A 23,862-nucleotide genomic window follows, 5' to 3' on the forward strand; every position below is an offset into this window, starting at 1 on the left:
ATCTGGTTTCAATCAACCCAACGATCAATTTAAATCGCTGAGTTTTCTATCTTCTAAAAGGTTTATTGCATGAATCAGTGATAACCCTCATCCCCAATACGCACTTTGTCTCTAAACACCCAATATGAAAGCCCGGTATAGATCAAAATAATGGGGATTAAGATTAAAGCACCAATTAAGGCAAACAATTGACTGCTTTGTGGCGCTGCAGCATCCCAAATCGTGATAGATGGAGGAATAACATAGGGCCATAGACTGATGATAAATCCAGTATAAGCAAGGAATACCAAAGCTAAGGTATAGATAAAAGGACTGAGTTCATTATGTTGTTTACATGCACGTAAAATCAGAACAGTAAAGATCACCACCAAAATTGGTACAGGGCTGAAATACATCAATTGAGGCTGACTAAACCAACGTGCGGCAATTTCAGGATGTGCCATTGGTGTATAAATACTGACAGCGCCAAAAATGAGTAATAATGCAATCACTAACTTCGGCATGAGTTGATACATACGATGTTGCAAATCAAGCTCAGTTTTAAAAATCAACCATGCGCAACCCAAAGCAGCATACAGTACAACCACACCAAACCCAGTAAAAATCGTGAACGGCGTCAACCAATCTAATCCACCACCTGCATACATATGATTTTCAACTTTAATCCCTTGAATATAGGCACCTAAAATCATACCTTGGAAAAAACTGGCAAGAATTGAGCCACCAATGAAAGCCTTGTCCCATAAATGTTTGGTTCTATTGGCTTTGAAACGAAATTCGAAAGCCACGCCACGGAAAATTAAAGCCACCACCATCAAGATAATTGGCATATAAAGTGCGGATAATACTGTGGCATAGACCATCGGGAATGCAGCATATAAACCCGCCCCACCCAAAACCATCCATGTTTCATTACCATCCCAGACAGGGGCAACCGTATTCATCATCACATCACGTTCTTGTTGATCCTTGAAAAATGGGAACAGAATTCCGATTCCCAAATCAAAACCATCCAGAACCACATAAATAAATACACCAATGGCAATAATGACAATCCAAATCAGAGATAAATCAATCATTATTTAGGCTCCTGTTCGTTTGAATCAACACTTTCATCTACACTGGTCAGTGGTCGTTTCGATGCAAGAATCACAGCTTCTTCACTATGTGCTTGACCTTCAGGTGTTGAATAAATAAATTGCGGACCTTTATGCATCAGTTTCAACATATAGTAGATGCCAATTCCAAAAACAACACAGTAAACCACTACAAAAATAATCAGTGTTAGACCGACTTGTTCAGCAGATACAGGTGATAAAGCATCTTTCGTGCGCATCACGCCATACACAACCCACGGCTGACGACCAACTTCAGTGGTGAACCAACCTGCAAGCAAGGCAATAAAACCCGATGGTCCCATCACAAAAGCAAAACGATGTAACCATTTGTTTTCGTATAGCTTACCGCCCTTGCGTAAGAACAAAGCAAATGCTGCAAGTAAAATCATCAGCATCCCTAGCCCAACCATGATTCGGAAGCTCCAAAACACGATGGTCGAATTAGGACGATCTTCAGGTGCGAATTCTTTTAAGCCTTTGACTTCACCATCCATCGTATGGGTCATGATCAGACTACCCAAATTTGGAATACCGACTGCATATTTAGTTTCTTCAGCCTGCATATCAGGAATCCCGAATAAATATAAAGGCATACCTTCACCTTTATTGGTTTCCCAATGTCCTTCAATCGCCGCAAGTTTAGCAGGTTGATGCTTCAGGGTATTTAGACCATGGTTATCACCGATTAAAACTTGCAATGGCGCAAGGATTAAAATCATCCACATTGCCATAGAAAATGAGGTTTTGACCAAAGCATCACGGCGACCTTTGAGTAAATGCCATGCTGCGGTCGCTGCAACCAACAATGCTGAAACTAGGAATGCGGCAGCAGCCATATGTGCTAAGCGATATGGAAATGAAGGATTAAAGACAATGGCGAACCAATCTTGTGGAACGATAATGCCATTTTCAATCGTGAAACCTTGTGGCGTTTGCATCCAACTGTTTGAGGATAAAATCCAAAACATTGAAATACAGGTACCCACCGCAACCATTGCAGTTGCAAAAAAATGCGCCCGTGGACCTACACGTCCCCAACCAAACAACATGATTCCAAGAAAGCCAGCTTCAAGGAAAAATGCACTGAGTACCTCATAAGCCAATAAAGGACCTGTGACAGAACCTGCAACACGGGAAAACTCACTCCAGTTGGTTCCAAACTGATAGCTCATGACAACGCCTGATACGACGCCCATCCCAAAAGCTACAGCGAAAATTTTCACCCAAAATTTAAATAAATCTTGATATACAGGATTTTTTGTCTTGAGCCAGCGCCATTCTAAAACTGCCAAGAAACTTGCCAATCCGATTGAAATTGCAGGGAAAATAATATGAAAAGACACTGTAAAGGCAAACTGTATACGTGCCAATTCTAAAGCTGTTAATCCTAAATTCATGACATCACCTTATGCATAGATAAAGGTTGAGTATTGAATGCTTCTCGCAATATTTTTTGTTTTGCCAGATCAGCATACGCCTGAAATTTAGCCATAGTCTGTTGCTTTATGTTTTCATTCTGAACGATTAACCCTAAAAATTGCATGCAAGGGATCATTTCCTGCCATTTGAGGAAAATTGAATACATCATGGTGATTCTCTACATCATAAATTCGAAATAGCATCCGATTGTTTTACATGCTTAAAATTAAACATTTCAAAGCAATGGATGGATGAATATGTTTATGTATAGCGTATCGGTGGGGCTCGCCCTTGAGGAATAAGAAATAAACGCTGTAATTCAAAATAGACATGTTGGAAGGCTTCAACATAAGCCAATAAGCGTATTTGTATACGCACCAATATTTCTTTTACGCCAATTTCAGGTGGCATCACCAAATTACCATAGACCACGCAATACTGGCATTGATGGTTCATATCATGATGATCATGACCTGAAGATGTTGCCTGTTGTGTCTGATCTAAGTGTAAATAGTGATGAATAAAGCTAGATTCTTGCTCATGATGACTATGTGCATGTGTTGGACGTAACAAAGATTGAGTGATGTCTTCACAGACCGGAGCAATTTGATATTGTTCAGGCAAGAGCGGCTGTAAAAAAACCGCAAGCTGTAAAAATACTGTTGCAAATGCTAGCAACAAACCACTGCGTCTTAACACAATTGATTGCTCATATTGACAGAGATACGAAAAAGGAAAATGTCACTTGATGCAGTCATTCTTAATCTGTGGTCAATAATGACTGAATAAAAACCAAGCACATTACTCAACTTTTCTTATATTACTATAGTACATTTATTTTGTTATTCAAAGCTTCTTTAGCACTATTTTAGCAATACTTTGCACTTTTTTTCATTTAGATTTTCTATATAAATCATCACTCGAATAGATACATTGATTAATTTATAAACTACATAAGATAAATGATAGTCAGTCTTTCTATAAAGCGGATTTTAGCAACGGCTAAAACGACGGCGATACTCCAGTGGTGTCAATCCTGTCTTCTTTCTAAATAATCGTCTAAAGGAACTTGGATCAAGATAACCAACACTTTGCATAATCATGTCAATGGATTGTTCTGTTTCCTCTAAACGCTTTTGCGCGGCTTCAATACGAATCGCCTGAATATAACTATTCGGTGGTACACCTAAAGCTGTTTTAAAACGGCGAATCAAAGTCCTCAAAGTCACATTAAACTGCTGTGCTAAAAAAGCGATGCTGATCGGCTCTGCAAAATTAACTTCTATCCATTGTTGTATACGCTGCACCAATTCATCATGATGAAGATTAGAAATTTGTAGAATTGAATAAGACAGTTGACTACTACGACGATAATCAATCACAAAAGACTTCGCTGTTTGAATCGCAATTTCAAAACCATAAAAATGTTCAATCAAATGCAAGCCCATATCAAACCATGCCAATCCTCCACCAGCACAATAAATATGTTCAGAGCGAGTAATTAATTGCTCAGTCTTTAAATTAACATTTGGATAACGGCGATCAAATAAATCTTTAAACCCCCAATGTGTTGTAGCTAGACGTTGATCTAAAATCCCAGCCTCTGCTAAAAAGAAATTACCCGTACACATACCGACAATCATCCACTGTTGTTGGTTTGCATATCGAATAAAGTCTATTACTCCTTGCTGTTGGCTAACAATCTGTTCAATAGAAGCCCCTATCGTCGGAACAACGATGACATCCGTAGCTTGAACCGCATGAAAGGCGATGTCAGTCTGAATCTGTATACCGTTTATACATTGAATAGCATCTCCGTTTAAACTGGCAATTTGGACTTGAAAGAGTCTCTGAACATCTTGGTTCTGAATACGATTCCAACTGGCTCCAGTCATTGAAAATAAATCAACAATACAGGTCAAAGCTGAAGCCAAAGCACCATCAAACCCAACCACGGTGATTTTAATCATGACTAAAAATACTGTAAGAATAATAATGTCATTTATAGCACTGATGATGTCATTTTTGACAAGTCTTATGTTGATATTTTTTGATTAAGCTCGTTTCAAAATAAAAGTATTTAAAAAGGAATTTTTATGTCGTCATTGATTCATGCTAAAGATCTCAACTTTTTGCTCTATCAAGTTTTCGAAGCAGAACAGTTAACTGAATTAAACCGCTACAAAGAACATGATAAAACCACCTTTGACAGCATATTAAATACCGCACAAGGTATCGCAACAGACTATTTTGTCCCGCATAATGCCAAAGCCGATCAAAATGAGCCTATTTTTGATGGCGCGAATGTCAAAACAATTCCTGAAGTTAAAATTGCATGGCAACAATATGCTGCTTCAGGTTTATTGTCCGCGCAGCATGATTATGAGCATGGTGGGATGCAACTTCCCACTCTAATACATATGGCATGTCATTCATTTTTTATGTCCGCCAACCCTTCTACAGCAGCATATCCATTTCTCACTGCTGCCGCAGCAAACCTGATTCAAGCCTTTGCTGCACCTCAACACAAACAAATCTTTTTACCCGCAATGTTTGATGGTCGATTTGCTGGAACAATGGCACTCACGGAACCAAATGTCGGTTCTTCATTGGGTGATTTGACCACCAAAGCGATTCCGCAAGCAGATGGTAACTATCTGATCAAAGGTCAGAAAATGTTTATTTCTGGTGGTGATCAAGATATTACTGAAAATATTGTTCATTTGGTTTTAGCAAGAATTCAAGGTGCGCCGCAAGGCGTTAAAGGAATTTCACTGTTTATTGTGCCAAAGTTTAAAACACATTTAGATGGTTCTGTAGCAGAATCGAATGATGTCCATTTGAGTGGTTTATTACATAAAATGGGCTATAGAGGGACAACTTCGACTGTGCTTAGCTTTGGTGAAAATGATCAATGCCAAGGTTATCTTATTGGACAAGCTGGTGATGGCTTAAAATACATGTTCAAAATGATGAATGAAGCACGCGTTGGTGTAGGTCTGGGTGCAGCGATGATTGGTTATCGTGGCTATTTAGAATCTTTGAACTATGCAAAAAATCGACCTCAAGGTCGATTGGCTGAGGAAAAGGACCCATCCAGCAAACCTGTCAATATTATTGAGCATAGTGATGTAAAACGAATGTTATTGGCACAAAAATCTTATGTAGAAGGAGGATTGGCTTTATGCTTATTTGCTGCACGTTTGATTGATGAACATCAGGCAGCGGACAATACAGACAGTGCGATTCTTTTAGACTTGATTACACCAGTCGTGAAGTCATTCTCCTCCGCCTATGGTCCAAAAGCCAATGATTTAGCAATACAAGTGCTTGGCGGTGCTGGATATACAAAAGACTATCCTGTCGAGCAATGCTACCGTGATAATCGCCTCAATCCGATTCATGAAGGTACCTATGGCATTCAGTCCTTGGACTTATTGGGGCGTAAACTATGGCAACATGATCAACAAGGCTTAAAATTACTGTTGCAACGTATTCATCAAACGCTTGATGAAGTCAGTGATGATGCTACCCGCGAAATTGCTACTATATTCTGTAAGCATTTAGCCACGATTGAAAAAACCACCAATATACTCGGCGCTGCACTTAGACAAGGCAAAACCAAACAAGCCCTTGCCAACTCAGCACTCTATCTCGATATGTTTGGAAAGTTACTGGTTGCTTGGTTATGGCTTGAGATGGTCAATAAAGCAGTAAAAGCGTTTAAAGAATCAACGCATCAAGAGGATATAGATTTTTTAGCTGGAAAAATTCAAGCAGCACGTTATTTTATAATGTGGGAACTTCCTGAAATTGAACATCAAGCCAAACTTCTAATCAGCTTCGATGAGACATGTTCAATGATGCAAAATGAGTGGTTTTAAATTCAAAACAGTTCAATGAAAGCACCTTAACTGCAAAGTTAAGGTGCTTTTTTAATAGGTATTTAAGTTATTTAAACACTTTAAAACGCACAGCATCATCCATATATGTTTTTTCTGACGCATCAGCTTCAATTGAACCAAACACCAACTGCGCACGAAGTTTCCAATTTTTAGGAATATCCCATTCAGCATGAACTTGCTCATCTACAATAGGATTATAATGTTGTAAAGAAGCACCTAAGCCATCACTATTTAAAGCGGTCCATGTTGCAAACTGTGCAATCGCGGTAGAATGTTCTGCCCATACTGGAAAGTTATCGGCATAAGAAGGAAATTGCGCTTGCAAATCTTTCACGACATCTTGGTCTTCAAAGAATAATACTGTTCCAAACCCTGCAATAAAACTATCCATTTTTGCTTCGGTTTTTAATGCACTTGCTTCATCTTTAGCATAAGTTTTGAGTTGGGCTTTGACAAAATTCCAAAATTTTTCATGTTCAGCATTAAACAAAATCACCGCTCGAGAAGATTGCGAGTTAAAAGACGATGGACTTTGTTTGATTGCTTGTTGAATGAGATCAGAAAGATATTCTGGAGATTGATTGACATGACGTCCAATCGCATAAATGGTACGGCGTTTATGAATTAAATCTAAAAAAACATTCGACATGAATTAAAATCCTTGGATATATCCTCGGGAAAATCCGATAGCACTAAAAATATTGTGAAGATATTTTAAAAAATCATTAATTTCAATGAATTGATAAAATCTGAAGTATTACAACATAAATAAGTGACTTATGAATATCTGATTTCAATATAAACTTTGAATAAAAACAAATCATCAACATTAACTACTCTTCGATCACACACCAATGTTTTCTTAATGGATCCATTTGATTTTTATCAGAACAACATGTTTGCTATTTATACAATTTTTCATCTTTATTACACATAAGTATCTTATTTTTGAATAGCGTCCTTATAATCTTCTGCAATCAAAAGTTCTAAGCTTTTATACTGCTTTAAAAAATCAATGAGTTATAAATGAAAGTCTTAAATTTAATGGGTCTACTCAGTTCAATCTTTATTCTATTTTTTATTATCTATTCATTATAGCCACTTAATATAATCAGCCCCTAAAATGACACCGTTATAAGTTCAACAAGAACAGTAATGACTGCCCTTGTGAACGATGATGTACTTTCGAGATTTAATTAAAAATGTGCATTTAATACCTTTGCAGATACAGTGTTTTTCCAAAGCTCACGTAATGTCGGCAAATAAAATTTTTCACCAAGATCAACCAACTCAGCATCAATCAAGGCATGTGTTTCATGCATAAATAAATAATCTAGCTCAACCGTAGACAATTGCTGCTGTTGTTTGGCAAATTCTTTACGCTTGGCTTGTGCTTGTTTAAGCAGTTGATCAGCAAAATCCTTGGTTTTATATTGACTGATTGCCTGTAATCGTAGTTCGATCACGCCCCAACCTGTCAATAGTTTTTTAAAGGTTTCAAAGTCTTCACTGGTCGATTCCCATGTCATTTTTTCTAGATCTTCATCTTCTGGGAGTACAGGAAGTAAAATTTCCATCACACTAGGAAAAATCTTTTTGAAATTTAAAATAAATTTAACAGGATGTTCACCAGGATAATCTTTAAACTGAACATGTTTCTGGGCATCTGTTAAATAAATAGACAACATTAAAAAATCCTTAGTTAAGACACTGTTTCAAATGATTTATTCATAAAATATAAAATACAAATAAGTAAAGAACAGCAAAAAATGCAATCTCACAATTATAACAGTATATTCAATTCTAATTTAAGTATTAAAAACTCTTTTAGGCATTTTGGATGATTAAAAAACCACTGAGTATGATGATTTTTTAATCCACCCGATTGAAATTTTTTGCATGGGGTATGCTCTGACACCGCTTGGTCAATCGCTGAAAGCGCCTTTTAATGCCTTATATGATTGGACTGTAGAAAACATGGAAATGATTCGAACGTATCAGTCTGATTATGACAGTAATGATAAATCAGTCATTAAATGAGAATCACTAAATGAGAATGAACAATGTGATTAGATCTATGATGAAAAAAAAAGCTGAATTAACAAATCGAGTATTCAGTCCATTCATCATCAGTACAAATTAAACCAAGCAGTTTTTGATTTGATCGTTTTAATACATCAAACTAATGCTTAAATCATAAAATCTCATGGATGCTAAATCGCTAAATGAATCACTGCGATTAAATTATTCACATTAAATATCAGTAATTTAAAAACACTCTCTATAATTTATTGTAAATCTTTTTAAAAAATCACCATCGGCATTGTTGAGTTGATAAATAAAATTGCCACGCGTCGTTTTTTTAAAAACTTCTGACTCAAGTAAGTCATCTTTTTTACACATATTTTGCTTAATCAAACGCTGATATTTTTGATCATCAAATTTTTTTGTTAAATCCTCTGTAGACTTAATATCTTTCATATCAGATTCAATCCACAATCCATCGCTAATCAGCATAATTCGAGAAACAACAAAGTCGCGTTCTGATTGATCCGTGGCAATGTTCTTAAAATTGTGATTAATTGCTTTGACCAACATGTTGTAAACATTGAGATCAATGATATTAAATTGCTCATCTACTGCCCCACTTTGCAAAAAAGGTTGGTCTAATGGGCTTTGAGCATTTAATTCAGCACATATTGATAGGCTGAGTAAGAAAAATAAATAACGCATTGTTTGTTCTCATTATTTAAGTCGTTGTTTAAACCATTATTCTATTCATATAGAGTTCATCTATAGAATATTTATAACACATGCTAAAGAAATGATGAATCTATTTGTATCAAACCGCCATCATGAATTTTGGCTCAGTCTTAGCCCACTATTCCAACTAATTTACTGCGTTTTTTTTATTAAAGAACATCTGTATAGTATCCCTGACCATTGAAGAGAGTGGTCAACACGACAATAAAGAAAGTGGATACTGACCTGCAGGAAGCAGGTCTATTTTTTCCATTTACAAGAAAATTAACATTAATTTCATCTGAAAATTCCTTGATATTTACATAAAAATATATGATTAAGCGTGTTTTGTGTAACAATCAAAGCTCACTCCTTAAAAAGAGAATCAAAGATGGAGTCTGTTCGACTTTTATATGTTAGTAAAATTGCTAGAGTAGATTCAGGTTTAAAGCAAAATTTAATCAATATCTTAGACGAAGCAATTGATTTTAATTATCGTAATGGAGTTACTGGTGTGCTCTATTATGGACATGGATATTTCGTCCAATGTTTAGAGGGAAATAAAAACATCATTGATGATTTATTTTATAATCGAATTGTCAAAGATGAACGGCATATCAATTGTGAAATCTTATATTATGCAGAAAATCAGACATGCTTATTTTCACAATGGACGATGAAATTTTCCCCAATCAATAAAAATATTTCAGAATTTTTTATGCAGTATCATTTAGAAGCGTTCAATCCTTACTTACTCACTGACGAAACAACAGAAAAATTTATATCTATTTTGGCTTGTGAACCTGAATATCATGTCAACGAGTTTGTTGCATAAGCCTCCTTTGTAACAGAACCACCACATGATTTTTAATCATAGAGGTGGTTTTTCAGACTGAACTTAAATTGTTTTCTTTTGATCTATTCGAAGTTGCCGCTGTCTTTCCTCTTCATTAATTCGTTCAAGACGCTTTGCCCAATATTGGAAGGCATATTGATATTTGGCAAAAAAAGCAAAAAACATAAAGGTTAAAGCAGGTTTTAAAACAATTTGTTCTGCTTCACCCGTTACCCTGTCATAAATACTTTGACCTAGAGATAAAAAAGTTAGAACCATAAACATAAAAAAGCTTAATTTTAAAAAATTATCGAAACTTTTTCCTTTAAACATTTTATCAAACATAATTAAGAATACATCTCATTATCATATAAATTATAAGTATAAAATATTTAAGGACTTTTACAAGCTCTATAGATGTACGGCGTAGGATTTCTCAAAATTTTCTTTAAATTTAACTTGCTACGTAAAGTTTCATATACTTACGTGCCTCACGCTTCAACTACATTTTTTCACACAACAAATAGAATAATGCTTCATGATAAAAAATAAGCACTTAATTAATTTGAGGTTAATGAATATGTCAATCGATAACAATCATTCTCCAACTGAAGAAAGAATTGAGAAAGCACAAGAAAAGCGTCGTATTCCGAAATATATTTTATTTATAGTTGCATTATTTTTAATCGCAATTATTGTCTATATGCTCTCTACATGGCGAGGTTAAGCGGATAAGCATTGTTTTTAAATTTCTAAACGAGCAACTCAACATAGTCATACGCTATTCAACATTGATATTTATTGTATAAAAAAAGGGCTAAAAATTTTTAGCCCTTTTTTAAATTTTTCAGCTACTTAACGTTTGGATGTACCATTTTTTCAGGTTGAACCACTTCGTCAAATTGTTCTGGAGTGACAAAGCCTAGCTCTACAGCGACTTCTTTTAAGGTTTTATCTTCTTTATAAGCAGTTTTCGCTACTTTTGCTGCATTTTCATAACCTATTACAGGATTCAGTGCAGTCACCAACATCAACGAGTTATGTAAAAAATAATCAATTTTTTCACGATTTGGTTCAATGCCTACTGCACAATGCTCATCAAAACTATTACAAGCATCACCAAGCAACTGCACAGATTGAACAAGATTATATGCAATAACAGGCATATACACATTTAACTCAAAATTACCTGCCGCACCTGCAAAATTGATCGTTGTATCATTCCCCATCACTTGTGCAACCACCATCGTCATTGCTTCACACTGCGTAGGATTCACTTTGCCTGGCATGATACTTGAGCCTGGTTCATTTTCAGGAATACGCAGCTCACCTAAACCACAACGAGGACCACTCGCCAACCAGCGGATATCATTGGCAATTTTATTAAGACTCGCAGCTAAAGTTTTTAATGCGCCTGACGCGAATACAGCTGCATCACGCCCTGCAAGTGCTTCAAACTTATTAGGGTTGGTAATAAATGGAAGACCAGTTAATTTAGCTAATTCTTCAGCAGCTTTTTCGGCATAGTCAGGATGAGCATTTAAACCTGTTCCCACGGCAGTACCACCTAAAGGTAACTCATACAACCAAATCAAAGCTTGCTGTAAGCGCTTTAGTCCATGATCCAGTTGCGACACATAACCACTGAACTCCTGCCCAAGTGTCAGTGGTGTAGCATCTTGTAAGTGTGTACGACCGATTTTGACAATATCATTAAATTCTTCAGATTTACGATGTAATGTGTCACGTAAACGTTTGACTGCTGGAATGAGTAATTCATTGATTTGTAATGCAGCAGCCACGTGGATCGCTGTTGGAAATGAATCATTGGTAGATTGGGCACGATTGACATGATCGTTAGGATGAACAGGTTTTTGTGAACCTAAAGGATTACCGAGTTTTTGATTGGCAATATTGGCAATCACCTCATTACAGTTCATATTGCTTTGTGTACCAGAACCCGTTTGCCAAACCACTAAAGGAAATTGACTATCCCAATTTCCAGCAATCACTTCGTCAGCTGCTTCTACGATATATTGGGATAATTCTTGCGGAATTTGATTGAGGCTCGCATTGGTAATCGCTGCAGCTTTTTTAACAAGTCCCATTGCTTTAATCATAGGACGAGGCATATGTTCGGTGCCGATCTTAAAGTTTTCTACACTGCGTTGAGTTTGTGCTCCCCACATCGCCTCACTAGGAACTTCAACTTCACCCATTGTGTCGTGCTCAATACGTGTCTGCATTTTCAACCTCTTAATCGTCCGAATTTAATTTTCAAGTGACAGCTTATAATGTGATCATCTTTATGCAATGAATACAAGCCATTACCCCAGCGAAATCCTATGCTAAACAAATAGGCAATCAATGTAAATGATAATTATTTACAACTATGCATTTTCTACACATCAACAATTATTCAAGGTATTTTGGTAAAAACGCCATTCATCTTGAATCATTTGTTTAAGTGAGCGCTTTGCCTCCCACTTTAAAACATCTAACGCTTTATGGCTATTCGAAGCCACTTGATCAAGTTCATGTATTTGGTAAACCGCATCAATTTGATGAATTTGCTGTGCAGTTACATCCTCGATCGTATTGATTAAATCTTGAATCGAACTTACAGTCCCTGAAATATCAAAACTTTCACAGACATTGTTCTGCTCTTGTAGCCAATAGATACTGGACTGGATCGCATCACAAACATCAAGTACATGTACAAAACTACGCTCAGTGGTTTTATCTTGGGTATTGGCGTGACGGTGAACTTCAATCAAATCTCGCTGTTGTGCAGCGACCTGCAATGCTAATGGCACAATATTTTTCGGTAGTGGAGTAACAAACTCCCCCAATACACCATGTTCAAAAGCACCAACCACGTTGGATACCCTAAGCGTTGCAATTTTCCATTCCTGATCCGTTCTAAAGGTGTCCTTGATGATTTCTTCAATCATCTGTTGAGATTTAATATAAGGATTCGGATAAGAATAATTAAAAGCAATTTCTTCGTTTAAATCTAAACTCGATTGTGCATAAACCATAAGGCTAGAAAGATGAACCAGACTTCTGACCCCTGTGCGTTGCATTGCTCGCAATAAACTCATAATACAACTGACATTGTCATTATAATATTCAAGAGGTTTCAGATTAGATTCTTCAATGGATTTGAACCCTGCACAATGTACAACGGTATCTATTGAATATTGTTCAAATACTTTATTTAGTGCAGGAGTATTACGAATATCAATTTTGACAAATGGGATATACATTCCTGTAATAAATTCTAAACGCTCTAAACACTGCAGATTTGCATTGGCTAGATTATCAACAATGACGACCTCTTGCCTTTGAGCTAGCAAACTTAAAACCACATGCGAGCCTATAAAGCCTAAACCACCAGTCACTAAAATCATTGTATAGATACTCCTTTTAAAAATCAATTACTTGCATAATTTCGGTGTTTATTTGGTGCGTTCATTAATTTATCCACTAGCCAGAAAAACTAAAACCAACTTAAATATCCTTAACTTATTAACCTACATGATCATTAATTTAATCTTACCGCCTTACAAATATAGTGTGTGTTGCAGTTCAGTTATGGTTGGAAATATAAAATCCACATTTCATCCACTTTTACAAAAAATACCTTATTATTGGAAAAATAGCCCTAGACCAATACTTTTATTTTTGTAATAGTTCGCCCTTTAGGTTAAATAAAAAAACCAATAAAAACAAAATTTTATTAATTTTTAATAAGTTTAGTTAAACTTGATATCAAGTTTGACCAAAGTAATATTTTGCAAATTAAACAAATCCCCAGTGAATTCTATAGATATAAGAGATATTGTATTTATACATAGCATTCCGTTTTTCATATCGAGAATAAAAAATGTGCTCTAATTATGAATTTCCCAAACGAAGTGCCCTCACCCGACTTAATGTCGAGGTTGGTCCGTTAGATTTGGAATTAAAACCGCATGTTTACCCAGGGTATCATGCACCAATTATCATGAAAGATTTTGATTTGGATTTCGGTAAGTTTGGGCTTTTGCCCGCTTGGGCTAAAGATTTTAAATTCAGTTCTTATACTTATAATGCAAGAACTGAAACTGTAGCCGAAAAGCCAAGTTTTAGACACGCATGGAAATACAGTAAATTTTGCTTGGTACCCGTCCAAGAATTTTATGAACCTAAGTATATAGATGGCAAAGCACACTGGTACACAATAAAGCGTGAAGATAATCAGCCTTTTACAGTTGCTGCTATTTATGATGATGCTGTAATTAAAGACTCAAAAGTCAGATCGTTTTCGATGCTTACGATCAATGCAGATCATCACCCATTCATGAAGCAATTTCACGCTCCGACAGATGAGAAGCGTTCAATCATTGTCATCCCAGAAAAATATCGCAAAGACTGGCTCAATGCCGACAATGAACATGCTCACGAATATTTCTTTGAGCTTACAGATGAATATGTAACATTTTCACGTGACCATTCATCTGAATCAGTCAAACAAAATGACCTCTTCTAATTTAGTATTGATTATCCACAGCATTTAAATTTGAAATTTCATTTATTACATTTTAAAATCTTGATTATGTAACATATTCAAGTGGTGTAATTTATGAACATTAACCTATATAACAGCTTATCAAAAGCTAAGTTGTTAAAGTTAAATGAAGCAAGTCTAGCACCCTTGAAAGGTTCTAAAGTCATTGATATTAAAGAGCATTTTTTAAAATCTCAGCATATTCCTGACATATCAAAAATCTCATCATTTCAAGCAATAACTAATGCTTCAATCCCCTTAGTTTTAAACAAAATTGCTGCCGGTTTTCCCTCCCCAGCCGAAGATTATATTGATAAAACTGTCGATATGAATGATCTATTGATCTCAAACAAAGATGCAACTTTTATTGTCCAGGTTGAGTCTCTTTCAATGAAAGATGTGGGAATTGAAGTTAACGATTACTTAATTGTTGATAGAAGCATTCGCTCTCAACATTATGATGTTGTCGTTGCATTCATTGATAATGAATTTACTGTTAAAAGATTGATGATTACACAACAAATGTCACATCATGAATTGTTTGATATTTTTCAGAAGCAATATGATTTTAAAGATTTACCAGCCGTTTGGCTCAAACCTGAAAACATTGAGTATCAGCCAATACTTCCTCGATCAGAACAAGAATTGGTAATTTGGGGTGTTGTCACCAAAGTTATTAAGAACTTCAAATGAAACATGAAGAAAAGATATTTGCACTTATTGATATCAATAATTGCTATGTCTCGTGTGAACGTTTCTTTAATCCAAAGTTAAACAATGTCCCAGTCATAGTTTTATCTAATAACGATGGGTGTGCAGTTGCCCGAAGCAATGAAGCCAAGCAAATGGGAATTAAGATGGGGGTTCCTTTATTCCAGATTAAAGATGTTGTACAGAAAAATCATGTTCAAGTACTTTCGAGCAACTATGCAATATATGCGGAAATGTCACGCCGATTTCATTCGATACTTGCAAGTTATGTGGCTCCACACGAACAAGAAATTTATAGCATAGATGAATGCTTTCTAGATCTTACAAGCTTTAAACATAACTATGATCTTGTGGAGTATTGCCAGGGAATGCGCTCTCGCATTCAGGAATGGATTGGCTTACCAGTCTCAATTGGAATTGGCCGCAGTAAAACTGAGGCTAAAATCGGCAACCATATGGCTAAGAAAGGTAAACGCTTTGATGGAGTGTGTGATCTTGCAACTATGAACCCAAGGCACCGTGACTATTTTTGGTCACTGGTTGATGTGGGCGAAGTTTGGGGTGTGGGTAGAAAGCAAAATAAGAAATTAAATGATATGGGGATTAAAACTGTTTTAGATCTATCGAAAGCTAATCCGCCAGTTATGGGGAAAATGTTCACTGTCTGCATGCAAAGAACTGTACTGGAGCTTCAAGGCATCTCATGTATGCAAATTGATGATCAACCCAAGCCTAAACAACAGATTGTTGCAAGCAGATCATTTGGCGTCAAAATCACAGAGCTGCAGGACTTGAAAGAAGCAATGTCGAAATATGTTCAAGATGCCGTAGGTCGATTGAGAAAGGAAAAATTATTATGTGGTGTGATCACAGCTTTTGTTCAATCTAATCCTTTTGATGCTTCTGTGCCGTATTACAGCAAAGCTCAAACATACAAATTTTCAGAACCTACTGATTGTGTTTTAGATCTGGTTGAAGTCGCTTACTTGTTATTAGAGAAAATTTATAAGCCTGGCATCAAGTATAAGAAATGTGGTGTTTTTTATTCAGAGTTAATTCTGAAATCAAATCATATCCCCGACCTTCTTTCAGATCATCAAACTAGAATTACGAATGAAAGCTTAATGAAAGCTTATGAAGAAATACAAACAAAGTTTGGCAAAACCAAAATTTCAGTTGGTCCATGCTATTTTAAAGATAGAAAATGGTCTATGAGTCGAGATATGCTTTCAAAAAACTATTTTACAAAAAACGGATTAATTAAAGTTAAGTAGCATTAAAAAATTTATTTAAATTTATTAGCAAAAATAGCCCTTATAGGGCTATTTTTGTTCATGGTTATCGAGTTACTCTATCCCAAGCATCTTTAACCGCATGTTTTGCTTCTTCCCATTTCAAACGAGACTCTCTTTTGGTTTTTTCCCATTGAAGTTTTAAATCTGCTTCGACTTCTTCAAACTTTGTTTCATAAGGGTAATTGCTTCTAGAGATGTACCCTAATTGATATGCATCACGATAATCACGATCGTAGTCAACATCATCATATAAGTTAATAGTATCTTTGTAGTAAGGTCGAGTGTTATAGGTTTCGCGCCAATAAACGTCTTCATCTGTTGGATTTACAGCTTCAGAAATGCTTTTTCCAGCTAATCCTCCAACAACTGCGCCTACTACTCCACCGACTGCAGCACCTACTGGTCCACCAACAGCTCCAATAGCAACTCCACTAACCGCACCACCTGTTGCTCCTACACCAGTACCAACCGGGTGTGCACCTGGTTCACCAGAAATAGGATCGGCATTTAATTGCTTACGTTGCTCTTTAGTCATATTCTGAACAACTTCATTATCAATATTAGAATTTGACATATTTAATCCTCTATTTTGTTAAAGTTTTTAAATCCAACTAATCATTCAACGAAGACAATCGTAGAGTAAATATTTATTATAAATATTAATATTTGTTATATTCTTTAGATAGGTTTGTTTAAAATAATAGTTCTATTAAAAATTAAAAATTTTTAAAACCCTTATATCCATTGATTGACGACAATTATCTAAAAATTTCATAAATAATATAAAATTACAATACAACAAATTTAAACATCATTCTTCATCAATCAAACACAAATCACAATAAAACATGTACTTAAAGTGTTAATTACTAACAATTAGATATAAATTACACAAAAATTGAGTAATAATTTAATTATCATTAAAACATTTAAATTAGATCTACATCACAAATAAAGCAGAAAAATTATTTAAGAAAAAATTTTTATCGAGACCAAATTCACATTAAAAAAAATTTCAATATACAAATTCATATTAACACTTGTTTAATTCTTACAAATTAAAAAATCTTTTAATCTTACATTCTTAACCTAATACAACTTAAAACATTGAAAATAATTACATCATTAATTTTATTTGTCTCATAGACTGACATCTCAACTTAAACAATAAACAGGCAAACATTATGACTAACGTTAATGCAAATGATATTAAAGAACATGCTTCAGTGATTGCTTCATGTGGTACAGAGATCGGAAAAGTTGATCATCTTCAAGGACAAGATTCAATCAAATTGACTCGTAGTGATGATGAACATAATGAGCATCACTTAATTCCATTAAGTTGGGTAAGTGAAGTTAAAGACGGTAATGTCATTTTGAATAAAAATTCGGAAGAAGCAAGAAATGAATGGCAAACATTATAGGTTTCAACTTAGGTAATTTGCTATTTCAGAAATGCCAATCATTTTGATTGGCATTTTTTTCATCTAATTATCAGTATATTACTGATTTTCCATCAATAGGTTTTAATTGTAATTACTTTTTATGTTTTACAATCTGAGAATTTAAAGATTGACTTTAAAGATAACAATTTAGGGGTATGATCATGACTTTCGTGTTCGTATCATTCAAAGCACTCACTTCTGACAAAGGCATTATGTCCCAATTAGGATAGATGATTGTAGCAATACAATGATTAGCATATAACCCAACCATTTCGCTGCGTTTTTAATCAAATTTAAACAGGATATACTGAATTTGACCATTGGAGAGAGTGGTCAATTACAATAAAGAAATACAAGATTTGCCTGTATCCTACAGGCATTTTTTTTAATAATTTTAGTTATATACAATAGTTTAAATTACCTGTATAAAGAAATTCCTTCACTTAAGCTGAACTTCCTAATGGAATCTGTAAGATTGTTGTATGTAAGTAAATTAGTTAATCAAGATTCCAACATAAAAAATACCTTAATGAGTATTCTTAACGAGGCTATTGATTTCAATTACAAGCACGAAGTTAAAGGTGTTTTATACTATGGTCATGGATACTTTGTTCAATGTTTGGAAGGTAAAAAATCAGTTATTGATAAATTGTTTTACAATAAGATTTTAAAAGATAGTCGCCATGTAAATTGTGAGATACTTTATTATATTCAATGTGATATTAACTTTTTCAGTCAATGGAGTATGAAATTTTTACCTGTTAATAAGAAAATTACAGAATTTTTTATGACTAATCATCTAGATGAATTCAATCCATATCTTTTAACTGCTGAGACTACTGTAGATTTCGTTTCGTTATTAGCTGGCGAACCAGAAATAGATATAAATGATTATTCTGAATAAGATTTGACATATAAAGCCCTCACTTAAAGGGCTATGTTTTTTGAATATCTAACTCGGAGTATGAGTTGAGAAAAATTGATTCTGAATGAAATTAGTTTACATAGGTTATTGAATATAAAAAATTAATTTTGAATTTTTCACACTTTATTTTATCAACCAATGTTATGCTGTATCTAAGAATAATAAATTTTATCATTATCGTTGATACTTATCACTGTAAACACAAATTCTTTAAATTTTATTTTTTGATTGATTGAGACCTTTTCAAGCTCATCCCACAACTCAATGAAAAAAAACTCAGATGTTTCTGAGTAGATCCAAACCGAAAATTCATTTTTCTCCTTTGTAAAAGAATTGAAGATTATATCTTTTTTCTTAACAATTTTATGTAATTTAAATTCCGCATCCTGTAGAACTAATTGATATATATTCAAAAGATACTGCCTTATAGATTCAAAATACAATATACACATTTTAAATATTTAATACAGCTTAATTATATTAATTTATTATTAGTGATAAATTTCAATGGCTTAGAGTTTAAAATTTCAGAAATTTTTCCTTTCGCTTGTTTTGTTTTTTTAATAGTTTAAATTCCAAAACTATTACTAAGAACAAAGCCTTATTTAATTACCTAATCTTTATACCCTTCAAAGCTTTAAACTCAAAGTTTTTGTACTCATATGAACAACCCATTAAAAAAGCCTGTTACCAGACTTAATATTAGATTATTTCTTAAAGAAAATATCTATAATGACTTAAAAAAATTCATCTGAAAAGATTTAATAATCTTTAAGAAATTTTAACAATCTTAAAAATTTTACCACTTAATGTACTTTGAAAAAACATTTCAAAGCTAGGTCGTATGTCTTCACCTTCAACTGTAATATATTTTACATTAGAAAAACATTGAGTATTAGCAAAATAATTATCTACCGTTGCTTGAATGAGATATTTAATTCCAAACTGATCTTTAACACTTATATTTTGTTTATGCATAGCGATATCCTAATAAAATTATGGTAGAAATAATTGATCTGCCTAAGTATTCAAAAAATAATCGTGTTTTATTTAAACAACTCTATGATTTAATTTAAATAATTGATTTATAGATGTATAGAAGGTACGTCCATCTAAATTTAAATCAACTTCAATTCCAGAGGAAAGAAGAACTCTTTTGCCAACTTCAACCGTTTTAAAACCTTCACGTGTGCTTTGTATTTTATTTAAAGGAATTAAAGACACAAGAATTTCTGTACCATTTTTAGATTTTGCAATTAAATCATTTATTTTTAACAATTTACATCCTAAATTTAAAATTATCGACAATCTTAAAATTACTAATAATAATTTTTAAGAGAAAATAAAAAGCACTAATTAGTGCTTTTATTTAGTACTGCTTTTAACTACTTATAGAGCAACAATATTTACAGCAGTTGGGCCTTTTTGACCTTGTGCAATACTGAATTCAACAGATTGACCTTCAGATAGCGTTTTGAAACCTGAGCTAGAGATTTCACTAAAATGAGCGAAAACATCTGGACCAGATTCTGGTTGAATAAAACCGAAACCTTTAGTTTCGTTAAACCACTTAACAGTACCTTTCATGATATTTGAATTAGACATAATAAATCCTATTTATTTTAAAATTTTAGTCATTTTATTGACTATCGGTAACATCGAAATAATAAAGAATGGAGCTTAAAATCTGAAAAAAACGAAGGATTATGACTAATACTGCGGTACTTAGAGAAGATTTACCAAACATAACTTTTTCTAGTTAAGTAAATTATATATGAAAAATAACAATAATCAAGTTTTCTTTTATAATTATTTTAATTTTACTTATAGAATTGGATTGTTTTTAAACTTACACATTGAAAATTATATGTTTTTTATCCCCTAAAATCTAATATTATTTTTTAATAGGCTTGTTATAAAATAAAATTTTAGATTTAATTATTTTTACACGCAATAAAAACCTCATTAGTAAATTCTACTTTTTAATATTATTTATTTCCATCAATTATACTGTCCAATATAATTCATAATGAATTTTTTGATAATTTATTAAAAATTACCAATTGTTTTTTAATAATTAAAACATCATATGTCTTAGTAAAGCAACTTTTAAGAACTGTTTTTGAAATATGTAATCCTTAACCTTCAATTATTTTTAATGTTTTAATTAAAGAAAACCCTCACAGAGAGGGCTTTATTCTTCGCAACATTTAAAGCGCTACACTCATTTTATTTAGCTAAAGTATCAATGATCCATAGTGTGATTTCTTTGCCCTGCCCTGACTCTAGTTTTAAGAGTTTAGGGTAATGGATCATGAAGTTACTGATATAATATAATATTCTACAATACAAAAAGCTTCATCATAATTTCATCAATATATTTTCCATTATCTTTCAATGCTTTTTTTTCAATTCCATAAGTTTCAAAACCAAATTTTTTATAGAGTTGAATTGCTGGTTTGTTATTATCCGCAACAGTGAGTAAAATTTGTTCAATATGATTTTTACTATAGTCCACAATTGCAGTAAGCAGCTGACTTGCAATACCTTTTTTATGAAAATCAGGCTCAATAAAAACACTTGATAAGTATGCCTTGTGAGAAAGTTTTGAACTAATTTCTTGAGTTAATGTGGCTAAACCTATTATTTTATTTTTATGAAATACACCAAATACTGTTGAATTTGTTAAACAAGCTTCAAAAAAAATTAAAGGTTTATCCACCTCAGCTAAGTACGTGGATCCGAACATCTCTGGTGCTTTTTCTAAAGCCGATAATCTAATAGCTCTAAAGTCTTCAAGCTCATTTTTACTTAAAATTTTAACTTCAATATTTAACATGTACTTATATATTAGAAAATTAACATGCTTTAACTTTAGCATAAAATACTTATCAAAATTTTTAGAAACTATAATTAAACCTAATTCAAATTAATAACCATTTTTGAGATAACCCTCACTCAGAGGGCCACGACTCTATTAATCTTTCTGCATCAGCTGCGTGTCCATCAGTTGATAGTGCTTTAGCTTAACTTCTCCCTTTCTTTAGGAATCATAAAAACGCGGGGAGGAAATTCCTTAAAATCATGATTTTTCAACTTATCAATACAATATTCCACATAGTAGCCTAGTCTCATTAGGAAGGTTAGAATACAAGAAAGGATTAAAAATTTCCTTAGAGCCTTATAAAAGTTTGAGTGAGTTCATGTTTGATATCAATGATGATTTAAGAAAAATTGAAAATACTAATTTTTTTTCTAAAATGGGAATTAACAATATCGATGATGATAGAGTTATTTTAATAGAAAATTTAGGTAAAGCTTTTTTAAGTCATTCAGACGAGGACTTTCAGGGAAAATATAACAAACTTAGATGGTTACCATCAAGTATTTCCCAAGAAGACCCATTTTACAAAAAACAAAAGAATACCTCAGAATTATTGAACTTGAGAAAATGTATTAATAAGAAAATTTTAAATGCAACAAGAGACATGAATAAGGAGTTGTTCATAATACCTCCACATGATTTTAGTCTTGCAGCTCGTGATTCAATTTGTTTCTGTTTCAGACAGTTAATGACTGAAAGATATTTACAATTAGGTCAAAAATGGGAGTTTATTGCTGAGTTATATTATTTAGGCCATTATCCTATTGGATATATTGACAATAAAATTGTAGCTATTTAAGCCTTATTCTTTATAAATCCATCACAAAGGCAAACTTGAATAAGCATAAAAACAATGAATTATATAATTTTAGAACTTTGGCCATGTGTGGTATGAGGTTTGGCCAAAGTAATATTTTGCAAATAATGCTTTAGGCTTCATTCACTTTGGTAGAAGTTACCCCACTCAACACTGGCAACTTATACCGCGACTCGGCTGGTCTATTGGTTTTACCATACCAGCGGAATTCCTGAAAATCTGACTCATTATATAGTGCATAACAAACCATATTTGACTGATTGCCGCCAATACAAACCAGCTTACCAGTTTTGATATCTCGACCAGCAACAAAGCATACATGACCACCACCGCTACGAGTTTTAATCGCTACGCAACCATAAGCAGGTTTTAATAGTTTAGAGCCATAATTGACATAATCTAATGCACGGTACCAGTGCTTTGGATATGCAATACCTGCAGTCTTCAGACACCAAGCCACAAAAGTACCACACCAAGGTGTTTCATCTTCTTGCCACCAAGCACCAAGCGATTTTAGCCATTTTAGGATTGTTGGGTTATGAGCTGTTTTGCTTGTGTTTTCTTTTAAGCCTAAATGCTTCTTGGCTTCAATCATCCAAGCTAAATCATTTGTAGTGGATACTGCTGCCGAGATCAGTGTATTGACACCTGTTAAATTCAACTGTGGTTCATGCAACTCAGGCTGTTTTTTCAAACGTGCTAAAATCATAGCAACACCAACAAAAGCGCCGACGTATTCTTTCCAATTTTCAGGAATTGAGTTTTTAATTTCCTGAGGAATCAGATTCCAAATCATTAAAAAGTGCTCAGAGAATAAGCTTAAGGCAAAAAAAATGGCGCTTATTGCGCCTACTTGTACTGACTTGAGTTTCCAAGCCTGTTTCCAGTTATCGATTAATTTCATTTGATACTCCACGTGTTTGCTTGACGTTTTAGCCAAGACTCAATAAATGTGCTTCCTAAAATCCCTAATGCCGATGCTATTGCAATCAATGCAAGAGGATTGATGTCAGGAATCTGTAAAACAATTGCTCCCGCGATTGTTGATGTTGCACCTCCTAAAATTGTTCGACCTATCGCTAAACGCCACGTCAGTTTTTCATCAGAGACAAGCAACTTAGCAAATCCAATACACAGCCCTACTACAAGAATGAGTAGAAAATTTTTCTCATGCTCCTGCATGATTCCCCCTAATTTTTGGCAATTAAAAAGCA

At 33.9% G+C, this 23,862-nt stretch carries 27 protein-coding genes; 10 read left to right on the forward strand and 17 right to left on the reverse strand.

From position 1 onward, the window contains the following. Positions 1-74 precede the first annotated feature (74 nt). From cydB to TOL5_RS10880, 4 genes are all read right to left on the reverse strand, one after another. On the reverse strand, positions 75-1,079 hold the full coding sequence (gene cydB, locus TOL5_RS10865; RefSeq protein ID WP_004830849.1) for a cytochrome d ubiquinol oxidase subunit II: 1,005 nt from the start codon (positions 1,077-1,079) through the stop codon (positions 75-77). Then, complete coding sequence (locus TOL5_RS10870) at positions 1,079-2,515, reverse strand: cytochrome ubiquinol oxidase subunit I (protein ID WP_004830850.1); 1,437 nt, start codon at positions 2,513-2,515, stop codon at positions 1,079-1,081. Before TOL5_RS10870 ends, cydB begins: the two co-directional genes overlap by 1 nt. 283 nt (positions 2,516-2,798) lie before the next feature. Further along, entirely contained in the window at positions 2,799-3,236 is a 438-nt protein-coding gene (locus TOL5_RS10875; RefSeq protein WP_004830853.1) for a DUF2946 domain-containing protein, read from the reverse strand. A 293-nt stretch (positions 3,237-3,529) separates the two neighbouring features. After that, the gene (locus tag TOL5_RS10880) at positions 3,530-4,507 is read right to left on the reverse strand and encodes a GlxA family transcriptional regulator (protein WP_009585297.1); all 978 of its coding nucleotides are present in this window, start codon (positions 4,505-4,507) and stop codon (positions 3,530-3,532) included. A 126-nt stretch (positions 4,508-4,633) separates the two neighbouring features. Here TOL5_RS10880 and TOL5_RS10885 point away from each other — a divergent pair, with 126 nt between their 5' ends. Further along, the gene (locus TOL5_RS10885) at positions 4,634-6,421 is read left to right on the forward strand and encodes an acyl-CoA dehydrogenase (RefSeq protein WP_009585313.1); all 1,788 of its coding nucleotides are present in this window, start codon (positions 4,634-4,636) and stop codon (positions 6,419-6,421) included. A 67-nt stretch (positions 6,422-6,488) separates the two neighbouring features. On the opposite strand, the gene TOL5_RS10890 is transcribed toward TOL5_RS10885, so the two are convergent. Next, positions 6,489-7,091, reverse strand: a complete 603-nt coding sequence (locus TOL5_RS10890) for a nitroreductase family protein (RefSeq protein ID WP_199936105.1) — start codon at positions 7,089-7,091, stop codon at positions 6,489-6,491. A 547-nt stretch (positions 7,092-7,638) separates the two neighbouring features. Beyond that, on the reverse strand, positions 7,639-8,130 hold the full coding sequence (locus TOL5_RS10895; protein ID WP_042087046.1) for a hypothetical protein: 492 nt from the start codon (positions 8,128-8,130) through the stop codon (positions 7,639-7,641). Between the two features lie 211 nt (positions 8,131-8,341). On the opposite strand from TOL5_RS10895, the gene TOL5_RS10900 reads away from it, so the two are divergent. After that, a complete protein-coding gene (locus tag TOL5_RS10900; RefSeq protein WP_009585336.1) occupies positions 8,342-8,482 on the forward strand; it encodes a hypothetical protein in 141 nt (46 codons plus the stop codon). A 228-nt stretch (positions 8,483-8,710) separates the two neighbouring features. Here the strand turns inward: TOL5_RS10900 and TOL5_RS10905 are convergent, their stop codons facing one another. Next, positions 8,711-9,175 (reverse strand): hypothetical protein, encoded by a 465-nt coding sequence (locus TOL5_RS10905; protein WP_009585288.1) that lies wholly within the window; start codon positions 9,173-9,175, stop codon positions 8,711-8,713. A gap of 400 nt (positions 9,176-9,575) precedes the next feature. Here TOL5_RS10905 and TOL5_RS10910 point away from each other — a divergent pair, with 400 nt between their 5' ends. Continuing rightward, entirely contained in the window at positions 9,576-10,019 is a 444-nt protein-coding gene (locus TOL5_RS10910; RefSeq protein WP_221260313.1) for a BLUF domain-containing protein, read from the forward strand. Positions 10,020-10,082: 63 nt separating this feature from the next. Here the strand turns inward: TOL5_RS10910 and TOL5_RS10915 are convergent, their stop codons facing one another. Next, positions 10,083-10,364, reverse strand: a complete 282-nt coding sequence (locus tag TOL5_RS10915) for a hypothetical protein (protein ID WP_046759960.1) — start codon at positions 10,362-10,364, stop codon at positions 10,083-10,085. 235 nt (positions 10,365-10,599) lie between these two features. Between TOL5_RS10915 and TOL5_RS10920 the strand changes: the two genes are divergently transcribed. Further along, entirely contained in the window at positions 10,600-10,746 is a 147-nt protein-coding gene (locus TOL5_RS10920; RefSeq protein WP_004830864.1) for a hypothetical protein, read from the forward strand. 124 nt (positions 10,747-10,870) lie between these two features. Here the strand turns inward: TOL5_RS10920 and fumC are convergent, their stop codons facing one another. Further along, positions 10,871-12,265, reverse strand: coding sequence for a class II fumarate hydratase (gene fumC / locus TOL5_RS10925; protein ID WP_035300888.1), 1,395 nt, complete (start codon positions 12,263-12,265; stop codon positions 10,871-10,873). A 162-nt stretch (positions 12,266-12,427) separates the two neighbouring features. Further along, on the reverse strand, positions 12,428-13,432 hold the full coding sequence (locus TOL5_RS10930; RefSeq protein ID WP_005028938.1) for an NAD-dependent epimerase/dehydratase family protein: 1,005 nt from the start codon (positions 13,430-13,432) through the stop codon (positions 12,428-12,430). Positions 13,433-13,908: 476 nt separating this feature from the next. On the opposite strand from TOL5_RS10930, the gene TOL5_RS10935 reads away from it, so the two are divergent. The 3 genes from TOL5_RS10935 (at position 13,909) to TOL5_RS10945 (ending at position 16,556) form a co-directional block, all read left to right on the forward strand. Continuing rightward, a complete protein-coding gene (locus TOL5_RS10935) occupies positions 13,909-14,553 on the forward strand; it encodes an SOS response-associated peptidase (protein ID WP_221260314.1) in 645 nt (214 codons plus the stop codon). Between the two features lie 93 nt (positions 14,554-14,646). Continuing rightward, the gene (locus TOL5_RS10940) at positions 14,647-15,264 is read left to right on the forward strand and encodes a LexA family protein (RefSeq protein WP_221260315.1); all 618 of its coding nucleotides are present in this window, start codon (positions 14,647-14,649) and stop codon (positions 15,262-15,264) included. Continuing rightward, positions 15,261-16,556, forward strand: coding sequence for a Y-family DNA polymerase (locus TOL5_RS10945; protein ID WP_221260316.1), 1,296 nt, complete (start codon positions 15,261-15,263; stop codon positions 16,554-16,556). The genes TOL5_RS10940 and TOL5_RS10945 overlap by 4 nt, the downstream gene beginning before the upstream one ends. A gap of 64 nt (positions 16,557-16,620) precedes the next feature. Here the strand turns inward: TOL5_RS10945 and TOL5_RS10950 are convergent, their stop codons facing one another. Next, a complete protein-coding gene (locus tag TOL5_RS10950) occupies positions 16,621-17,151 on the reverse strand; it encodes a hypothetical protein (RefSeq protein ID WP_221260317.1) in 531 nt (176 codons plus the stop codon). Positions 17,152-17,761: 610 nt separating this feature from the next. Between TOL5_RS10950 and TOL5_RS10955 the strand changes: the two genes are divergently transcribed. Continuing rightward, complete coding sequence (locus TOL5_RS10955) at positions 17,762-18,001, forward strand: DUF2171 domain-containing protein (RefSeq protein WP_221260318.1); 240 nt, start codon at positions 17,762-17,764, stop codon at positions 17,999-18,001. Between the two features lie 481 nt (positions 18,002-18,482). Beyond that, entirely contained in the window at positions 18,483-18,926 is a 444-nt protein-coding gene (locus TOL5_RS10960; protein ID WP_221260319.1) for a BLUF domain-containing protein, read from the forward strand. Between the two features lie 792 nt (positions 18,927-19,718). Here TOL5_RS10960 and TOL5_RS10965 read toward each other — a convergent pair. The 4 genes from TOL5_RS10965 to TOL5_RS10980 all read right to left on the reverse strand — a co-directional run bounded on the left by TOL5_RS10965 (position 19,719) and on the right by TOL5_RS10980 (position 21,786). Next, on the reverse strand, positions 19,719-19,925 hold the full coding sequence (locus tag TOL5_RS10965; protein ID WP_005028947.1) for a hypothetical protein: 207 nt from the start codon (positions 19,923-19,925) through the stop codon (positions 19,719-19,721). 72 nt (positions 19,926-19,997) lie between these two features. Continuing rightward, positions 19,998-20,225: a hypothetical protein gene (locus TOL5_RS10970; protein ID WP_139422795.1), complete on the reverse strand. Its 228-nt coding sequence runs from the start codon at positions 20,223-20,225 to the stop codon at positions 19,998-20,000. A 111-nt stretch (positions 20,226-20,336) separates the two neighbouring features. After that, the gene (locus TOL5_RS10975; RefSeq protein ID WP_005028951.1) at positions 20,337-20,552 is read right to left on the reverse strand and encodes a cold-shock protein; all 216 of its coding nucleotides are present in this window, start codon (positions 20,550-20,552) and stop codon (positions 20,337-20,339) included. 736 nt (positions 20,553-21,288) lie between these two features. After that, positions 21,289-21,786 (reverse strand): GNAT family N-acetyltransferase, encoded by a 498-nt coding sequence (locus TOL5_RS10980; RefSeq protein WP_221260320.1) that lies wholly within the window; start codon positions 21,784-21,786, stop codon positions 21,289-21,291. 364 nt (positions 21,787-22,150) lie between these two features. On the opposite strand from TOL5_RS10980, the gene TOL5_RS10985 reads away from it, so the two are divergent. Next, entirely contained in the window at positions 22,151-22,630 is a 480-nt protein-coding gene (locus TOL5_RS10985) for a hypothetical protein (protein ID WP_005028955.1), read from the forward strand. A gap of 130 nt (positions 22,631-22,760) precedes the next feature. On the opposite strand, the gene TOL5_RS10990 is transcribed toward TOL5_RS10985, so the two are convergent. Both TOL5_RS10990 and TOL5_RS10995 read right to left on the reverse strand, forming a co-directional pair. Next, positions 22,761-23,552 (reverse strand): TIGR02594 family protein, encoded by a 792-nt coding sequence (locus TOL5_RS10990; protein WP_221260321.1) that lies wholly within the window; start codon positions 23,550-23,552, stop codon positions 22,761-22,763. After that, positions 23,549-23,830: a phage holin family protein gene (locus tag TOL5_RS10995; RefSeq protein ID WP_005028957.1), complete on the reverse strand. Its 282-nt coding sequence runs from the start codon at positions 23,828-23,830 to the stop codon at positions 23,549-23,551. The genes TOL5_RS10990 and TOL5_RS10995 overlap by 4 nt, the downstream gene beginning before the upstream one ends. Positions 23,831-23,862: the final 32 nt, after the last annotated feature.

This window comes from Acinetobacter sp. Tol 5, assembly GCF_019702905.1.
Classification (GTDB): Bacteria; Pseudomonadota; Gammaproteobacteria; order Pseudomonadales; family Moraxellaceae; genus Acinetobacter; species Acinetobacter bereziniae.

What these genes read in the sequence shown, in the direction of transcription:
- TOL5_RS10985 (WP_005028955.1), top strand. Translation starts at nt 22,151, where the DNA reads ATGTTTGATATCAATGATGATTTAAGAAAAATTGAAAATACTAATTTT.
- TOL5_RS10965 (WP_005028947.1), bottom strand. Translation starts at nt 19,925, where the DNA reads ATGCATAAACAAAATATAAGTGTTAAAGATCAGTTTGGAATTAAATAT.
- TOL5_RS10870 (WP_004830850.1), bottom strand. Translation starts at nt 2,515, where the DNA reads ATGAATTTAGGATTAACAGCTTTAGAATTGGCACGTATACAGTTTGCC.
- TOL5_RS10930 (WP_005028938.1), bottom strand. Translation starts at nt 13,432, where the DNA reads ATGATTTTAGTGACTGGTGGTTTAGGCTTTATAGGCTCGCATGTGGTT.
- TOL5_RS10885 (WP_009585313.1), top strand. Translation starts at nt 4,634, where the DNA reads ATGTCGTCATTGATTCATGCTAAAGATCTCAACTTTTTGCTCTATCAA.
- TOL5_RS10895 (WP_042087046.1), bottom strand. Translation starts at nt 8,130, where the DNA reads ATGTTGTCTATTTATTTAACAGATGCCCAGAAACATGTTCAGTTTAAA.
- TOL5_RS10975 (WP_005028951.1), bottom strand. Translation starts at nt 20,552, where the DNA reads ATGTCTAATTCAAATATCATGAAAGGTACTGTTAAGTGGTTTAACGAA.
- TOL5_RS10945 (WP_221260316.1), top strand. Translation starts at nt 15,261, where the DNA reads ATGAAACATGAAGAAAAGATATTTGCACTTATTGATATCAATAATTGC.
- TOL5_RS10980 (WP_221260320.1), bottom strand. Translation starts at nt 21,786, where the DNA reads ATGTTAAATATTGAAGTTAAAATTTTAAGTAAAAATGAGCTTGAAGAC.
- cydB (WP_004830849.1), bottom strand. Translation starts at nt 1,079, where the DNA reads ATGATTGATTTATCTCTGATTTGGATTGTCATTATTGCCATTGGTGTA.
- TOL5_RS10910 (WP_221260313.1), top strand. Translation starts at nt 9,576, where the DNA reads ATGGAGTCTGTTCGACTTTTATATGTTAGTAAAATTGCTAGAGTAGAT.
- TOL5_RS10890 (WP_199936105.1), bottom strand. Translation starts at nt 7,091, where the DNA reads ATGTCGAATGTTTTTTTAGATTTAATTCATAAACGCCGTACCATTTAT.
- TOL5_RS10990 (WP_221260321.1), bottom strand. Translation starts at nt 23,552, where the DNA reads ATGAAATTAATCGATAACTGGAAACAGGCTTGGAAACTCAAGTCAGTA.
- TOL5_RS10955 (WP_221260318.1), top strand. Translation starts at nt 17,762, where the DNA reads ATGACTAACGTTAATGCAAATGATATTAAAGAACATGCTTCAGTGATT.
- TOL5_RS10995 (WP_005028957.1), bottom strand. Translation starts at nt 23,830, where the DNA reads ATGCAGGAGCATGAGAAAAATTTTCTACTCATTCTTGTAGTAGGGCTG.
- TOL5_RS10935 (WP_221260314.1), top strand. Translation starts at nt 13,909, where the DNA reads ATGTGCTCTAATTATGAATTTCCCAAACGAAGTGCCCTCACCCGACTT.
- TOL5_RS10920 (WP_004830864.1), top strand. Translation starts at nt 10,600, where the DNA reads ATGTCAATCGATAACAATCATTCTCCAACTGAAGAAAGAATTGAGAAA.
- TOL5_RS10900 (WP_009585336.1), top strand. Translation starts at nt 8,342, where the DNA reads ATGGGGTATGCTCTGACACCGCTTGGTCAATCGCTGAAAGCGCCTTTT.
- fumC (WP_035300888.1), bottom strand. Translation starts at nt 12,265, where the DNA reads ATGCAGACACGTATTGAGCACGACACAATGGGTGAAGTTGAAGTTCCT.
- TOL5_RS10950 (WP_221260317.1), bottom strand. Translation starts at nt 17,151, where the DNA reads ATGTCAAATTCTAATATTGATAATGAAGTTGTTCAGAATATGACTAAA.
- TOL5_RS10880 (WP_009585297.1), bottom strand. Translation starts at nt 4,507, where the DNA reads ATGATTAAAATCACCGTGGTTGGGTTTGATGGTGCTTTGGCTTCAGCT.
- TOL5_RS10915 (WP_046759960.1), bottom strand. Translation starts at nt 10,364, where the DNA reads ATGTTTGATAAAATGTTTAAAGGAAAAAGTTTCGATAATTTTTTAAAA.
- TOL5_RS10960 (WP_221260319.1), top strand. Translation starts at nt 18,483, where the DNA reads ATGGAATCTGTAAGATTGTTGTATGTAAGTAAATTAGTTAATCAAGAT.
- TOL5_RS10905 (WP_009585288.1), bottom strand. Translation starts at nt 9,175, where the DNA reads ATGCGTTATTTATTTTTCTTACTCAGCCTATCAATATGTGCTGAATTA.
- TOL5_RS10940 (WP_221260315.1), top strand. Translation starts at nt 14,647, where the DNA reads ATGAACATTAACCTATATAACAGCTTATCAAAAGCTAAGTTGTTAAAG.